Source organism: Dongia sp. (assembly GCF_041906375.1).
GTDB lineage: Bacteria > Pseudomonadota > Alphaproteobacteria > Dongiales > Dongiaceae > Dongia.
Window position 1 is genome coordinate 533,579 of record NZ_JAYRJJ010000001.1, and the last position, 14,496, is coordinate 548,074.

Here is a 14,496-nt window from a genome sequence, read left to right on the forward strand (position 1 = left end):
GAGTTGTCGCTGCTTGAGTTCCGTCTATTTGAACAGGGCCGACAGGAATTTCAGAATTGGCACCTTTTGAACAGAGCTGCGGTGTCCGACAATGCCGACTTTGATGGCACCGGCTGCATTGCCGACAAATGCAACATCCCGCATGTTTCCGCCGGCCGCCGCCAAAGGCGCCGCAACAGCAAAGAAAGCATCCCCGGCGCCGACGGTATCGACCGTCGAGCGTGTGAATGCCGGAATATGAACGATCTCTCCATCGGGATCGCGTGCATAGCACCCTTGAGCGCCCCATGTGACGATCGCACGATCGCACCGCATTCGCGCTGGCAGCAAGTCGTCCAACAACTGCTGCGGAGTGGCGAACTTCTCATTGACCGCTAGACGTGCTTCTGGCGCGTCGATGCAGATGAAATCGGCCCGCGGGTATCGGGTCACGGGGTTGAAGCCGTGATTGGCGCTGTTGGATTGTGCATTGACGGCCAGGAACTTGGCGTTCTTGGTCAGAAAATCTATGGTCGAGTGCGCGATCAAGCCATGCCCGAAATCCGTCACAATGGTCAGATCGGCATCAGGCACGAGATCTTTGATAAGCTGGTCGACCTGGGTTCGTAGTTCGGGGTCATACGGCGTGTCGTCCATATGATAAACTTCGAACAACTTGCGCAGTGAGTAGGCTGGATCGATGAAGCGGACCTTGCGCGTCGTCGGGCGCCCACTAGCGTGTAGCGCATGCAACTTCACGTTCGGCAGTAGATTTGCTCGGATAAGATCGAGATCCGCGCTGTCATTGCCGATGACCGTGATCAGATCGACGGATTTGCAGAAGCTGGCGGCATGATTGGCTGCCGCGAAGCAGCCACCGGCGAACTTTTCCGCGCGCATGAACTGCGTCGCGATCATGTTCTCCTTCCACGACTTCCCCAAAGGCGAGACATACTGATACTCGTCAAGGATTGAATCACCAATCAACACCACGCGATAATCGCGAACCTTGTCAATGAGCGCGGGGATGGAGTCTTCGGCACCACTCAATCGCATCTTCTCCAGAAAGACACGCAGTTCGGGTTCAAGAACGTCGAGATGGCGGTTGATGATCGATGAGGAGGAGAAGGTGATGTCGTGGGTGAATAGTACGCGGCCGCCATGGCGCTCAACTACCTCCTGTTCGGAGGTGATTTTGCCGGTAATATCGTTGGCGGCATCTTCATACTCGCCGCCTTTGACATAGAGGCTGGGGCGAACGACCTCGAGCACAGGCTCGGCAGTGGGCGATTGGTTGATCGCCACATAATCAACACAGGACAGCGCGGCGAGCATTTCCGCGCGCAACCCCTCAGAAAACACGGGACGGCCCGGACCCTTATTGACGAACTGATCGCCGGTCAATGTCACCATAAGGATATCCGCTTCGCGATGCCCAATCTCAAGATGCCGCACATGGCCTAGATGCAGGACGTCGAAGACTCCATGACAGAGCGCAACAGATTTTCCATTAGCGCGAGCAGACGCGGCTATCGCTCCCAATTCGGCGACCGAATGAATTTTTTGGCTGGGATGAGACATTTTGGGTGGGGGTGTCCTATGAGTTCCTGCCGAGATAACGGAACCAATCATGGGTCGCTTCTCGGATCTTGTCCGCTGTCCATACAGGGGCGTCGCGCCAATCTTCGATATGCTCTAGCATCTTCCGGACACCATCAGCAAATTTCACCGTCGGTTGCCAGCCGAGTTCTCTGGCTATCTTTGAGATGTCGGCAAAGGTGCAGTCTGGCTCACCCGGCCGCCGGGGAATGTAGACCCGCTCGCCACCCAGAAGGTCGATGAGACTGTTGACGCTATAGGTTCCCCCGGAACCGACATTGTATATTTGACCGGCCTTATCAGACGCCGCTGCCGTCACCAGCGCATCGGCAATATCGGTCACATAGGTGAAGTCGCGCGTCTGATTGCCGTCACCGACAATTGTGTAGGGCTGGCCCGCAAGCTTCTGGGCGAGAAAGACTCCAAAAGCGGCGCCATAGGCACCGGTTGTGCGGTGGCGCGGCCCGAAAACGTTGAAAAAGCGTAGTGAAAGCGCGGGCAAACCATACACCTGCTGCCAATGCATGACGTATTGCTCACCGATATATTTCGTCAGGGCATAGGGGTATTGGGGCCTTGCAGGCGTTGTTTCCGGCGTGGGGTAGGCATCTGGAACGCCGTAACATGACGAAGAGGCGGCATAGACGAAGCGCTCCACTTCCGCCGCGCGGGCCGCTTCCAGAACGGAAATCGTCCCTTGGACGTTTGCCTGATGGTATTCAATCGGCTGTTGGATCGACGGCACGATATCGGCGCGGGCGGCCAAGTGGAACACCCACTGGGCTCCCTGCATGACCGTTCGCATTCGGGCGAAATCTTCGACGCCGGCCTCTAAAAACGACAGCCGCTGCTCGCCCTTTAAGTCCTGCAAATTCGACAGGCGCCCGGTATGCAGATTGTCGACCACCACGACTTCGTGTCCATCAGCCAGCAACCGTTCGGTCAGATGGCTGCCGATGAAGCCGGCGCCACCGGTAACGACACATTTCTTTTTCATACCAGATCCCGATTCGAATTGCCGCTGCTTCAACTATAACACGATGAAGTTTATAGGATTTTCGGCGCCCAGAAACCTCATTGCGGGCAGTGAAGTCAAGAAGAACTTGCACATTATGGTGCGACTAAGCGAGATTGCCCCCCAAACTCTCATACCATGGGAAACCGCCAAATTATGGCCTACAAAGAATTCGTGACTGGCATCCACCGCAGCACAAAGCGGGACTACGTCCAACGCGTGATCGAGCACGATAAGGCGGCGTGCGCAGAAGTTGCAAAGCGCTTCGGGGAAGAATATTGGGATGGCGACAGAAAATACGGCTATGGCGGCTATCATTACGATGGCCGGTGGCGCCCGGTCGCTGAGGCGCTGGTGCAGCATTACGGCATTAAGCCAGGGCACAGCATCCTTGATATCGGCTGCGGCAAGGGCTTTCTGCTCTATGAACTGAGCCAGATCGTTCCCGACCTGAAAATCGCCGGTGTTGATGTTTCCGCCTATGCGATCGAGCACGCCAAACCTGAAGTGAGGCCCTTCCTGCAGGTCGGCGTGGCGGAGAAGCTGCCCTTTGACGATAAATCTTTCGATTTTGCCGTCTCAATCAATGTGTTCCATAACCTCAAGGTGATGGAGCTCAATGCAGCCTTGGCCGAAATGGAGCGTGTTGCCCGTCTCGGTAAGTATATCGTCGTCGAATCCTTCAGAAATGAACGCGAGAAGGTGAACCTGCTCTATTGGCAGCTCACCTGCCGGTCCTTTTATGGGGTCGACGAATGGCAGTGGGTCATGGACCGGGCGGGCTATAGCGGCGATTATGGGTGCATCTATTTCGAATAGCGAATCAGGGCAGAGGCGGCGCGCCCTTTTCTTCGATCGCGACGGCGTCCTCAACGAGGATCTCGGCTTCGTTCACAAGCCGGAGGAGTTCCGCTGGGTACCTGGTGCCAAGGAAGCCATTTCGTGGCTAAACCAATCCAATTACTTGGTCTTTGTCGTCACGAACCAGTCCGGAATCGCGCGCGGCTACTATGGTCCGGCGGAGGTTGAGGCGCTTCATCATTGGATGCAGGGGGAACTCGCGGCGATTGGTGCCCATATCGACCAATTTGCCTATTGCCCACATCATCCAGAAGCGGCGATCCCGGCCTACCGGCAAGCCTGTGCCTGTCGAAAGCCGCGTCCGGGCATGATCCTGGACCTCCTCGGAACATGGCCGGTGGATGCGGCGCGGAGCCTCCTCATCGGCGATCAGAGGCGGGATATGGAGGCGGCGCAGGCGGCAGGAATTCGGGCGGTCTGCTTTTCTGGTGGAAATCTTCACGCCTTTGTTCGCGACGCCTTGTTGAAATCTGAACAAATGTAGATTTATCAATGCCATAGAGTCAAAATGGACTCATTGCCAGAGTAGGCGAGGAATGGTACCTCGCTACTGGCTATGCGTGCCTTGGTCCCATGCTTTCTTAGAGGTCAGATTGATGTCCGAACGTAAATGGTCAGTCTTGGTTACCGGCGGCGCCGGCTATGTCGGCAGCCGGCTGGTGCCGCAATTGCTGGCCGAGGGTCATCGAGTCACCGTCCTGGATCTTTACCTGTACGACCCGAAGTTCGATTTGCTGCCCGACAGGCAGAACCTTACCGAAATCAAGGGCGATATCCGAAATCCCGCTGACGTCGCCAAGGCGATCAGAGGTTGCGATGCAGTCATTCACTTGGCCTGTATTTCCAACGACCCTTCCTTCGATCTCGACCCGACTCTCGGCAAGTCGATCAACTTCGATTGCTTCCGACCGCTCGTCCGCGCCGCCAAGGAAGCCGGGGTCAAGCGCTTTATCTACGCGTCCTCTTCCAGTGTGTACGGTATCAAGGATGAGGAGAATGTGGTCGAGGAGTTGCCGTTGGAACCCTTGACCGACTACTCCAAATTCAAGGCGATGTGCGAAGCTGTTCTCGACGAAGAGGCGACTTCGGACTTTACGGTTCTCACCCTCCGTCCGGCCACCGTTTGTGGTTATGGGCCGCGCCTGCGCCTTGACCTATCGGTGAATATCCTGACCAACCACGCCGTCACCAACCGCAAGATCAAGGTCTTCGGTGGCAGCCAGAAACGGCCCAATATTCATATCGACGATATGGTTGACGTCTATAGCCTGGCGCTTAAGGCTGACCGGCAGGCGATTCACAGAAGAATCTTCAACGCCGGATACGAAAATCATACGATCATGCAGATCGCCGAAATGGTGCGCGACACCATTGGCAGCGACGTCGCGATCGAAACGACACCGACCAATGATCTTCGGTCCTACCACATCTCGTCGGAGAAGATCCGTCAGGAACTGGGCTTCACGCCGCGCCGTACGATCTCAGATGCCGTATCTGGCTTGAAGGCGGCTTTCGACCGCGGTGAAATCCCGAACTCCATGACCGATCCGAAATACTACAACATCAAGCTCATGCAGGAAGTTCAGCTGACCTGAGCCATCCACCTTCACCTCAAGACCGGTTTCATGAAACCAGGCGCCCGCATAGGCCTAGATTTCGACAACACGATCGTGATCTACGATCAGGTTTTCGCCAAGCTCGGGCAGGAGGAGGGGCTGCTTCCTGCCGGCTTTGTCGGGAGCAAGGATGAGGCGCGGGCGTTCATTCGGGCCTTACCTGATGGTGAGGCGAAATGGACCAAGTTGCAGGCTGCTGTCTATGGGCCGGGCATTCGCGCGGCGAGCATGGCACCGGGACTGAAAGCCTTTCTAAGGAGCGCCCTGGCGCACCGCTGCGAGTTGACGATCGTCAGTCATAAGACCGAATTCGCCGCGGCAGACCCGCAGGGAACGAATTTGCGAGATGCCGCGCGTGGATGGATTGTTGCCAATCAGCTTGCGGGTACGGTTGATGCCCCCATTCTTCTCGAGAATATCTATTTTGAATCCACTCGTGCGGAGAAGATCGGGCGCATTGCCGCCTTGCGCTGCGATTGCTTCATCGACGATCTCGAAGAAGTTTTTGAAGAGAGCGACTTTCCGCGAAGGACTGAGCGTCATCTGATCAAGGTCGGCGCGGTGACTTTGCCGGCTGGTCCCTTCAAAGCGTGGCAAAGCTGGCAAGACATTGAGCAGGAATTCTTCGGTGCCCGCTGAGCAGATTCTCGAGAACAAGGCGGTCGGGATCCTGCAGAAGTTGCTGGGTAGAGTCCCGGCGAGTCTGCAACTCGTTCACGGCGGCGGCAACAACCGTGTCTATCGTGTAAAGCAGCCTGATTTAGGGCCTGATCTGGCTCTAAAGCTCTATGCGCCGCCCGGTACCAATCGCGAAGATGGACTGGCGCGTCTGCAGCGGGAGTTCCATGGGCTGCATTTTCTGCGTGCCGGCGGGTTCAGATCGGTGCCGAGTGCGATCGCTGCCGACTGGCAGGACCTGGCAGCGCTCTATGAATGGATCGAGGGAACCAGGCCTGCATTGCTTGATCCGCAGGATCGATCGCCGGGAGACATTGGGGCCGTCATCCAGTTTGCCGGGGATCTTCATCGCCTCAGCCACGATACCAAGAAGATAGAAGCCGGATTTACCTATCAGGCGCGCGAAGCCTGCCTATCTGGTGCTGAGTTACTGCACCAGATAGACAGGCGGATCGAGGCGCTTGGGCGGCTGTCGGCGGAAGCAGAACTGCAAGCCTTCTTGGCCGACAGCTTTCATCCGATCTTTGACGCGGCAGCGGCGCGGTTGCGTGCTTGGGGGGCTGCTTCCGGCATCTCGCTGTCTGCCGATTTGGCGACAGAATGCCGCATTCTGTCGCCGTCGGATTTCGGTTTCCACAATGCGCTCCGTCAACCGGACGGAAGACTCATCTTCATCGATTTCGAGTATTTTGGTTGGGATGACCCAGTAAAACTGCTCGCTGACTTCGTTTGGCATCCCGCGATGCATTTGTCTCCTGCGGAGCGCCTTGCTTTTCTGGGCACCAATCTGACCCTGTTTGGCCGCACCGATCCGCAGATTGTTGGTCGCCTTCATGCTCAGCTTCCGCTCTACGGATTGCGCTGGGCCGCAATCCTGCTCAACGAATTCTTCCCTGATCGATGGCAAAGGCGAGTCTTTGCCGGCAAGGGAGAAGGGGGTGCCGAAGGCTGGGAACTGGCCAAGCTGCGGCAACTGCAGCGGGCGCGCCACTACTTGCATATGGTGCAAGCGACCTCTAAGACTGCGATTGAGGTTCCCACCGCGCATCTGACGGAACTCCTGCATATTAATCAATAGGATAGATATGGACACTCGGTCGAAATACTTGCGCAGTCTGATCATCGATGCGCTTGAAGGCGGTGGCCGGGGCCATGTCGGCTCTTCGCTGTCCCTGGTGGAAATTCTCCGCGTGCTCTACGACGAAGTCCTGCGGGTCAGTCCCCAGACTGCAGCCGATCCGGCGCGCGACCGTTGCATTCTGAGTAAAGGCCATGGCTGCCTGACCCTCTACGCCGTGCTGGCGGACAAAGGTTTCTTCCCTCTCAGCGAGTTGAAGGCGCAGTGTCGCCCGGGGGCTAAGCTCGGCGGCCATCCGGAGCGAGGACATGTGCCGGGGGTCGAAGCATCAACCGGTTCGCTCGGGCATGGCCTCTCAATCGGCATCGGCTTGGCCCTCGCCGCTCGCATGCAGAAGCGCGATTCCAGAGTCTTCGTCATCATGGGCGATGGCGAACTCGACGAAGGATCAGTCTGGGAGGGCGCCCTGAGTGCGAGCAAGCACCGCCTCGACAATCTGGTTGCCATCGTCGATTACAACAAAATCCAATCAGCCGGTTTCGTAAAAGACATCCTCGATTTGGAACCCTTGGCCGACAAGTGGCGGGCCTTCGGCTTCGCCGTTCGCGAAGTCGATGGCCATGATGTGGCGGCTCTCGGCGACGTTTTTCGGAATGTGCCTTTACAAGCCGGAAAGCCGAGCCTAGTCATTTGCCACACGATCAAGGGCAAGGGCTTTGATTTTGCCGAAAACAACCCAACATGGCACCACAAAGCCAAGGTGCTGCCGGATGATGTCGCGCGTATGCGCGAAGCTTTGGAGCGCGCCTAATGCGTCAAACAGCCATCAATGCCGTCTATGCGCTGGCACAGCGCGACAGTCGAGTAACTTTCATTGGATCGGATCTGTCCCCTGGCTTGCTCGACGCCATGAAGCAGAGCTATCCAGACCGCTTCTACATGGAAGGTGTTAGCGAGGCGCACGTCATCGGCATGGCCGCGGGCATGGCCATGGAAGGCTACATGCCCTTCGTCAACACCATTGCCACCTTTCTTACGCGGCGCTGCTTCGATCAAGTCGCGATTGACGTTTGCCTCGAAAATCTTCCAGTACGCCTACTGGCAAACGGTGGTGGCGTTGTTTATGCGCCGCTCGGCCCGACACACCTTGCCACCGAAGATATAGCTATTCTGCGCGCCCTTCCCAATATGACGATCGTCGCGCCGGTTGATGCGATGGAGATGGGTCGCCTGATGGACGCCACTCTATCCTGGCCCGGCCCGATTTATATCCGCATTGCCAAGGGTGGCGACCCGATCGTATCCCGCCCCGATCTCCCGTTCGCAATCGGAAAAGCTATCGAGATGCGCGAACCCGGCGATATCACGCTGATAGCGACCGGCATCATGACCAACCGCGCGCTAACGTTGGCCGATGCGCTCAAAGCCGAAGGCGTCCGCTGCGGCGTCTTGCATATGCACACGGTGAAACCGCTTGATGACGCTGCTGTGTTGGAAGCTGCCCGCCAGGGCAAACTGCTGGTCAGCATGGAGGAGCACAGCATCATTGGTGGCCTTGGGACGGCAATAGCCGAACTGTTGAGCGATCATGGTGCGACAACAAGACTCTTGCGCTTGGCATTGCCTGACCGCTTCCCTGTCGGTTACGGCAGCCAGGATCATCTGCTGTCGGAAGCGGGCCTTTCGGTGCCGGAAATGCTGGCACGGATAAGGGCAAGCCTTGCAGCTTTGGGATAGACAGAAAATGAGCGATTTCAGCCTTCCAGATGACAAAGCCCTCTGCGAGCGCTTTCTCGGCGATGGCTTTGTCATTGCTCCCAGCGAAGATCGGGCGGCCCTGGATCGCATGCGCAGCTGCATTGTCGGTTTGGCCTCTGAGTTTCTGAAGATCGAGACGCCGAAAGATCCTGGTCAGTTTCTAAACCGGATCGCCGATGTCATCCCTGCCGGTAAGCTGAATGAGCTCCGGCTGCATGTTATTGACGGCATCAACAAGGCTGACTGGTTCCGTCGCGCATATTTCGATACCGCGCGTAGCCTCGTTGAGCGCATCGTCGGCAACGAGCTCTGCATGCAGCGACGTGTCAATCTGTCCGTTCAACTGCCGCACGACAAGAGCTCGCTCCTGCCTGTGCATGCCGATGTCTGGTCGGGCGACTCCCCGTTCGAAATCGTCCTGTGGATTCCCATGGTCGACTGCTTCAGAACCAAAAGCATGTATCTTCTGCCGCCAAAGGAGACAGCGGATTTCGATCGAAATTTCCGGTCCCGTGTTGGCGGCAGCGCCGAAGATATCTATTCGTCGATGCAGGACGATGTTCGCTGGATGGAAGTACCTTACGGCAGCGTATTGTTGTTCAACCAGAATCTGCCGCATGGCAATCGCCTCAACCTCGAACCTGAAGCGCGCTGGACGATGAACTGCCGCTTCAAGGCCGTATTCACGCCATACGAAGACAAGAAGCTTGGCGAATTCTTTGAGCCAATCACCCTGCGGCCGGCCACTCGGGCGGCACTGGCATATCGGCCACCGGAGAAATTCGAGGAATAGCGCAATGACGGGCTTCGGACAGCCATCGAAACGCAGCGGCTATCGCGGCTATGTTGCCTCCAGGCCGATCCTCGGCAGCCGAGTGCCGCAGCACATCCAAAACCTCGTGCTTCGCGACTACGCGTCTCGCGCTGGCATAACCTATCTTCTTAGTGCCACCGAATATGTCTTCCCTCACAGCTATCTGATGCTTGAGCTGCTTTTGACCGAGCTCAGCGAGATTGAGGGTGCGATCGTCTATTCCCTGTTCATGATGCCCTGGCGGGAAGAGCGACGTCTCGCCGCCTATCGACGCGTGCTCGCTGCCGGTGCGACGTTACATTTCGCCGTGGAACGGCTCGTCCTGGCGGGGGCGGACGACATTCCCGGTCTCGAGGACATTTTCAAGGTTCAGCAGCTGATGCTGCGGCCCCAAATGGCTAATACCGCCCGCCAATTGCTTGAGACTTGTTGACTACCGTCGCACTTAGCTGGCCGCGTACTCTGCCTTGCCGATAATCAGGTCGATGACGCTCATCAGCCAGAATTGATGCACGGTTTCGACTATGTTGTAAGCTCGGCTGTCAGCCCAGAAATTGATATCGCCGAGCGCCCGAAGCGGGTTGTCGGGCAAGAAGCCAGAGAGCGTCACCACGCTCAATCCGAGGTCCCGCGCAGCCCCGACTGCATTGAGTATGTTGGGAGACTTCCCGGAAGAGCTGATAGCAACCAGCACGTCGCCCTTGCGCAAATTCATGCGCACGGCATGAGCCAACCAGTTCTCAAATCCATAGTCGTTCGCCAAGCATGTAATCTGCGCCGCGTCGTTGAAGCAAACAGCGGGCACGCGACCATTTTTGGCAAGGTCTATGGCGATATGTGCGGCGATCCCCGCCGAACCGCCATTGCCGACAATTGCGACCTTCCCGCCAGCTTCCTTGGCCGCGGTGAATGCATCGCGCGTTGCGGCAACCTTGTCCATTAGGCTGTCGCCCAAGGCGTTCGCCTCTTGCAGACGAGCAAAATAGTCTGTCAGGAACAAGCGGTCATTGGCTGTTGAAGTCATCGTAATTCCAATCGGTGGAAGTTTGTTGGCCGAGCTTTGCGTGAGCCATCGGTACACGCCCTGCGCAGTTCCCTTGTTGCATCGAACTTAGTCAAATATCTCTTTGTGTCCGAGCAGGAACGATTCAGCCACCTTAACCGGCGACACCATAAAGTCGCGGTCCTTTGTCAACCTTTGCCGCATGCGGGCCTGCAATTCCTGCGCCTCTTCTGTTTCCTCATGCTTGCCTTCTAAGACGTCGAGCATTTCCATAGCTGCGTCACGAATCTCCTCGCTCGAATTATCCACAAGCGTAATATCGTTCTCACGGAAGAATTCGGTCGAAGGTTCCAGCCGGTCCGGATTCAACGCATAGATTTCCTTCATAGAGAGAATCTTCATGTCGGAATTGCGCCGGAAAAGCTTCGGGAGCATTCGACATTCCTGCACGTAATTTGGGAATACGAAGTCCCAAGAAGCCAGATTGGCGAAGAGAATGGCTCTGCGGTGGCAATACGTAATTGAGTCGATACCGCTCGCGGTAGAAAGCATGAGTGTGCAGCGGGCTGCCAAAAAGACATCCATGAACTCCGTTCGCGACGTGGTCGTATAGTCGATGACCCGCGGATGGATTTCAGGCAGCGGCTCGCTGACGCGCGCGCCGATGCGCAGAACATAATATCCGCGCTCGGCGATTGCCTTCATGGCCGGGAAATAGGTTCGAAGATCGCTGTTGCGATAATCTGACTCAGATCCGATGGAGGGCTTTCTTTGCAGCCAGTAGCTACTGTCACGAACATGAACACACACAAAAGGCGCGTCCTTCGGGACACCCATTTGCCGCAGCAGTTCCCTACCCAGCAGCTCTTCAGATTCCCGAAATTGGATCTGCGCAGGTAAGCTTTGCATCAGAGCATATCGATCGCCTAGCGCATCACATTGCGCCTTGTTTGCGCCAGGTTTGAAAGAATCAGTTCCGCGGGAGTCTATCGAGATTTGGTGGGCTGAGCCACCTGGGACCATCCGATTGGCCGCAGATAGAATTTCAACCCACCAGTATATGTGCAGATTTCGCTTTACTAACGCCTCTGCGAATAAATTGGCGGCCTGGCCATCCGTGCCGTGATCGAAATGGAAAAGATCCAGTGTGCCTTTAGGCTGAACGCCCCCTGCGCGCTCAAGCAGGTATAGTTCCGCTTCCAACGGACAATGACCAATCTTATGCCGCAGGACGTGTCCGAACCTGATATGCAAAACTGGACGCAATAGACGAACAATGAGGATGAGCGGGATCAAGAGTCTGGCAACGGTCTTTATCCGCCGCCGCCGCTTGCGATTTCGCCTATGCTGCTCATCCCGATCGATCGACTGAAGCTGGCGGTCGACTAAATATCTACGCAATCCTTGATGGGCCTTTTGCGTATTCATCCAATTATGCATTCGTTCTGTCATCATTTTGCAATTCGAAGACCAAGCATTGTGACTATGTTTTTCTGCGCTGCAGAATTTAGAGTTGGATATATCACAGCGGTATCTATCAGCAAGTCGTCCGACGGTAAGCGCCCATGCCCCGCGCTGTTTTGTAAAATACTAGAATATATCGCTATTAAGATCGCTCGCATAAATGCTTATTGGTTTGTTACTTTTTCTCTTCATGATAGCAAAGCAAGCTAACGTTCTTCGGCCACAGAGTGACTGAGTAAGGCCAGTCTGCAGATCAGATGCGTAAAGATTGTCCCAATCTGTGGCTCCGAAGACTCAGTCAAAGTCACTTTCCGTCGCGAAAGATGGATCATTCGCACCGCCTTCGAGGCATCGCCTGGCCCGTTGATAAGGTGAGGCTGAGAAAGCCGCGGAATGTCCGCGTTACGGGTCGCTCTCAAACCGTTCCCAGATTATCTCGGGCTGTGGCGAAATGGGGAACACGGCCAAAGCAAGGGCGAGTCTTGCCGGGAGACGCCAATGGGCCAGTTGGGCGCTATCCCAAAACCATATCCCCTCGTCAGGCCCGTCATTTACCCGGTCATGACCGTCTGCTGCCATGGTAAGCCCAGTGCCATGGGCTTTGGCGATCGCCTCCCGCAAGGTCCAGATGCGATAGAAGCCTGACGCGCCGTCCCTGCTGGCGCGCCGCCGTTCTTCCGGTCCGAAGGCGATGTCCGCTATGCCGGCAAGGTCGCGGCCAGCACGCATCAACTCGATATCGATGCCGACGGGACCGAGGCCCGTCGCCGCCCCTGCCAGCCAATTGCCGCTATGAGATAGAGAAACGGAAATTCCCGTTTCCGCCCCGTCAGCACCCGGGTGGTCCGCAACAACAATCGGGCGGCCCGAATCGGCTGCCATGATCCGGTAATCGGACGCCTTTTGCCCGACAATCCGGCTCAGGGCCTGCATCAGCAGCTTTCGGCCCAGAACGGCCCGCGCGGATCGATCCGCGGTTTCGACGACGGCAAAATAAACGGCAGGCTTCGGCATAATACACTTGAGTGAGTGGTTGGGGGCCCTATAACAACCGGAAGGTGATGACACGGTCTCAGCCCGACGCGATTGCCGAGTTGCTGTTATTCATGATTGACCATTCAGTTCATAGTCAACCTTCCCCGGGCGAGCTACGCTTCGGCGTGCGCGACTGGTTCGCCTGGACGCCGGGCCGTGAATCGCGCCGCGATTGGTTGGTCTGGGCGCAATGCGAAGGTGTGGCGGGTAGTGCGGAGCCGATGCCGGTCCTGCCGGCCATGCTGCGGCGCCGGGTAACAACCATCGGGCAAAAGGCACTGGGCGCCGCCCTTGCCTGCGAAGGTGTTCAAAATGGGCGCTATGTTCTGGCCTCGCGCCACGGCGAATTCGACCGCACAATCAAGTTGCTGACATCCCTCGCGATGGAGGAGCCCCCCTCGCCAGCGGAATTCAGCATGTCGGTGCATCACGGCCTGGCCGGCTTGCTTTCGATCCATACGGGCAATCGTCTGGGGCACACTGCCGTGGCCGGTGCCATTGACAGTTTCGGCTATGGCCTGATGGAAGCGGCATCCTGCCTGGTCGAAGTACCGGAAACGCCGGTACTGCTGATCTATTTCGATGATCCGCTGCCGGGCAGCTACGCCGATTTTCGCGTTGCTGCCGAGGCCGAGTTACCGCTCGCGATGGCGTTTACTTTGACAGCGCAGGGCGATGAGGCTCTGTCTCTGTGCTACCAACCGAGCGACGGCGCGGCGACAGCTGAAAACCTGTCTCTTTCCTTCCTCCGGTTCCTGTTGGGGCGATCGCAAAGCCAATCGGCGATCGGTGGCGAGATGGTCTGGCGGTGGCAGCGTGTTTAGCGTCGTGAATTACGTTTGGCGCCTGGCCGGTACAGGCTTGGCCTTCGCCTGCTTCTTCGGAGGCGGCCTGGTGCTGGCCATTTCGGTCTTTCCCGCAATCGCTCTTTTGTGTCGCGACAGCGCGCAGCGAGTTCGCACGACACAGAATGTCATCCATCACACCTTCCGCTGCTATGTCGCGATACTGGAAGTGCTCGGTATCATCAAACTGGATGTGGTGGGGGCATCCGTGCTGCAGAATGGTGGTGGCCGGCTGATCATCGCCAACCATCCGACGCTGCTGGACGTCGTCATTCTGATGTCGCTCATCCCGCGTGCGCAATGCATCGTCAAGGCGGAATTGTGGCGCAACCGATATCTGGGCGGTGTTGTGCGCTGGGCCGGCTATATCCGCAATGATCTGGAGCCGGAAGCGCTGCTTGCTGCCTGCAAACGGGCGATGGGCGAGGGCAAGGATCTAATCATTTTCCCCGAGGGTACACGGACGCGGCCCGGCGAGGCCCTGCAATTCCGTCGCGGTTTCGCCAACATCGCCCTGCTGGCCGAGGCGCAGATCCAACTCGTGACGATCGACTGCCGCCCAATCATGCTCAGCAAGGGCGATCCGTGGTGGAAAATACCTGAAAAACGGTCTCATTTTCGCGTGACGGTGGGGGATCGGCTGGACGCCACGGACGGGCTTGGGTATCAATACCGCTCGCTGGCGGCCAGGCAGCTGGTACGCCGCCTGCAGGCCTATTTCACGGAACAGTTGGAACTCGGATAGCGGCGT

At 57.0% G+C, this 14,496-nt stretch carries 16 protein-coding genes; 11 read left to right on the forward strand and 5 right to left on the reverse strand.

Translation table 11 applies throughout. The annotated features are described in order from the left end of the window. Positions 1–24 precede the first annotated feature (24 nt). Together ACE3OA_RS02400 and ACE3OA_RS02405 are read right to left on the reverse strand one after the other, a co-directional pair. Positions 25–1,560, reverse strand: a complete 1,536-nt coding sequence (locus ACE3OA_RS02400; protein WP_374307448.1) for a PfkB family carbohydrate kinase — start codon at positions 1,558–1,560, stop codon at positions 25–27. Between the two features lie 16 nt (positions 1,561–1,576). After that, on the reverse strand, positions 1,577–2,575 hold the full coding sequence (locus ACE3OA_RS02405; RefSeq protein WP_374307450.1) for an SDR family oxidoreductase: 999 nt from the start codon (positions 2,573–2,575) through the stop codon (positions 1,577–1,579). Between the two features lie 174 nt (positions 2,576–2,749). On the opposite strand from ACE3OA_RS02405, the gene ACE3OA_RS02410 reads away from it, so the two are divergent. From ACE3OA_RS02410 to ACE3OA_RS02450, 9 genes are all read left to right on the forward strand, one after another. Continuing rightward, a complete protein-coding gene (locus tag ACE3OA_RS02410) occupies positions 2,750–3,412 on the forward strand; it encodes a class I SAM-dependent methyltransferase (protein ID WP_374307453.1) in 663 nt (220 codons plus the stop codon). Continuing rightward, on the forward strand, positions 3,390–3,938 hold the full coding sequence (locus ACE3OA_RS02415; protein ID WP_374307455.1) for a D-glycero-alpha-D-manno-heptose-1,7-bisphosphate 7-phosphatase: 549 nt from the start codon (positions 3,390–3,392) through the stop codon (positions 3,936–3,938). The genes ACE3OA_RS02410 and ACE3OA_RS02415 overlap by 23 nt, the downstream gene beginning before the upstream one ends. 112 nt (positions 3,939–4,050) lie before the next feature. Further along, a complete protein-coding gene (locus ACE3OA_RS02420) occupies positions 4,051–5,049 on the forward strand; it encodes an NAD-dependent epimerase/dehydratase family protein (RefSeq protein ID WP_374307457.1) in 999 nt (332 codons plus the stop codon). A gap of 30 nt (positions 5,050–5,079) precedes the next feature. Continuing rightward, on the forward strand, positions 5,080–5,709 hold the full coding sequence (locus tag ACE3OA_RS02425) for a hypothetical protein (protein WP_374307461.1): 630 nt from the start codon (positions 5,080–5,082) through the stop codon (positions 5,707–5,709). Continuing rightward, entirely contained in the window at positions 5,699–6,826 is a 1,128-nt protein-coding gene (locus tag ACE3OA_RS02430) for a phosphotransferase (RefSeq protein WP_374307463.1), read from the forward strand. The genes ACE3OA_RS02425 and ACE3OA_RS02430 overlap by 11 nt, the downstream gene beginning before the upstream one ends. A 7-nt stretch (positions 6,827–6,833) precedes the next feature. Further along, positions 6,834–7,637 (forward strand): transketolase, encoded by an 804-nt coding sequence (locus tag ACE3OA_RS02435; protein WP_374307466.1) that lies wholly within the window; start codon positions 6,834–6,836, stop codon positions 7,635–7,637. Continuing rightward, positions 7,637–8,563 (forward strand): transketolase family protein, encoded by a 927-nt coding sequence (locus ACE3OA_RS02440; RefSeq protein WP_374307468.1) that lies wholly within the window; start codon positions 7,637–7,639, stop codon positions 8,561–8,563. The genes ACE3OA_RS02435 and ACE3OA_RS02440 overlap by 1 nt, the downstream gene beginning before the upstream one ends. A gap of 7 nt (positions 8,564–8,570) precedes the next feature. Then, entirely contained in the window at positions 8,571–9,377 is an 807-nt protein-coding gene (locus ACE3OA_RS02445) for a sporadic carbohydrate cluster 2OG-Fe(II) oxygenase (RefSeq protein ID WP_374307470.1), read from the forward strand. A 4-nt stretch (positions 9,378–9,381) separates the two neighbouring features. Beyond that, positions 9,382–9,831 (forward strand): LIC12192 family sporadic carbohydrate cluster protein, encoded by a 450-nt coding sequence (locus ACE3OA_RS02450; RefSeq protein WP_374307472.1) that lies wholly within the window; start codon positions 9,382–9,384, stop codon positions 9,829–9,831. A 12-nt stretch (positions 9,832–9,843) separates the two neighbouring features. Here the strand turns inward: ACE3OA_RS02450 and ACE3OA_RS02455 are convergent, their stop codons facing one another. From ACE3OA_RS02455 to ACE3OA_RS02465, 3 genes are all read right to left on the reverse strand, one after another. Then, complete coding sequence (locus ACE3OA_RS02455; RefSeq protein ID WP_374307475.1) at positions 9,844–10,422, reverse strand: SIS domain-containing protein; 579 nt, start codon at positions 10,420–10,422, stop codon at positions 9,844–9,846. An 87-nt stretch (positions 10,423–10,509) separates the two neighbouring features. Continuing rightward, complete coding sequence (locus ACE3OA_RS02460; RefSeq protein WP_374307479.1) at positions 10,510–11,856, reverse strand: TIGR04372 family glycosyltransferase; 1,347 nt, start codon at positions 11,854–11,856, stop codon at positions 10,510–10,512. Between the two features lie 411 nt (positions 11,857–12,267). Then, positions 12,268–12,879, reverse strand: a complete 612-nt coding sequence (locus tag ACE3OA_RS02465; protein WP_374307482.1) for a 4'-phosphopantetheinyl transferase superfamily protein — start codon at positions 12,877–12,879, stop codon at positions 12,268–12,270. Positions 12,880–12,959: 80 nt separating this feature from the next. Between ACE3OA_RS02465 and ACE3OA_RS02470 the strand changes: the two genes are divergently transcribed. After that, positions 12,960–13,724 carry a beta-ketoacyl synthase chain length factor gene (locus ACE3OA_RS02470; RefSeq protein WP_374307484.1) on the forward strand — a complete coding sequence of 255 codons (765 nt, stop codon included), beginning with the start codon at positions 12,960–12,962 and terminating at the stop codon, positions 13,722–13,724. Then, positions 13,717–14,490: a lysophospholipid acyltransferase family protein gene (locus ACE3OA_RS02475; RefSeq protein WP_374307486.1), complete on the forward strand. Its 774-nt coding sequence runs from the start codon at positions 13,717–13,719 to the stop codon at positions 14,488–14,490. Before ACE3OA_RS02470 ends, ACE3OA_RS02475 begins: the two co-directional genes overlap by 8 nt. The last annotated feature ends 6 nt before the right edge of the window (positions 14,491–14,496 follow it).

Bases quoted from the DNA above. Each gene is read 5' to 3' on its own strand.
- ACE3OA_RS02400 (WP_374307448.1), bottom strand. From the start codon at position 1,560: ATGTCTCATCCCAGCCAAAAAATTCATTCGGTCGCCGAATTGGGAGCG.
- ACE3OA_RS02405 (WP_374307450.1), bottom strand. From the start codon at position 2,575: ATGAAAAAGAAATGTGTCGTTACCGGTGGCGCCGGCTTCATCGGCAGC.
- ACE3OA_RS02410 (WP_374307453.1), top strand. From the start codon at position 2,750: ATGGCCTACAAAGAATTCGTGACTGGCATCCACCGCAGCACAAAGCGG.
- ACE3OA_RS02415 (WP_374307455.1), top strand. From the start codon at position 3,390: ATGGGTGCATCTATTTCGAATAGCGAATCAGGGCAGAGGCGGCGCGCC.
- ACE3OA_RS02420 (WP_374307457.1), top strand. From the start codon at position 4,051: ATGTCCGAACGTAAATGGTCAGTCTTGGTTACCGGCGGCGCCGGCTAT.
- ACE3OA_RS02425 (WP_374307461.1), top strand. From the start codon at position 5,080: ATGAAACCAGGCGCCCGCATAGGCCTAGATTTCGACAACACGATCGTG.
- ACE3OA_RS02435 (WP_374307466.1), top strand. From the start codon at position 6,834: ATGGACACTCGGTCGAAATACTTGCGCAGTCTGATCATCGATGCGCTT.
- ACE3OA_RS02440 (WP_374307468.1), top strand. From the start codon at position 7,637: ATGCGTCAAACAGCCATCAATGCCGTCTATGCGCTGGCACAGCGCGAC.
- ACE3OA_RS02445 (WP_374307470.1), top strand. From the start codon at position 8,571: ATGAGCGATTTCAGCCTTCCAGATGACAAAGCCCTCTGCGAGCGCTTT.
- ACE3OA_RS02450 (WP_374307472.1), top strand. From the start codon at position 9,382: ATGACGGGCTTCGGACAGCCATCGAAACGCAGCGGCTATCGCGGCTAT.
- ACE3OA_RS02455 (WP_374307475.1), bottom strand. From the start codon at position 10,422: ATGACTTCAACAGCCAATGACCGCTTGTTCCTGACAGACTATTTTGCT.
- ACE3OA_RS02460 (WP_374307479.1), bottom strand. From the start codon at position 11,856: ATGATGACAGAACGAATGCATAATTGGATGAATACGCAAAAGGCCCAT.
- ACE3OA_RS02465 (WP_374307482.1), bottom strand. From the start codon at position 12,879: ATGCCGAAGCCTGCCGTTTATTTTGCCGTCGTCGAAACCGCGGATCGA.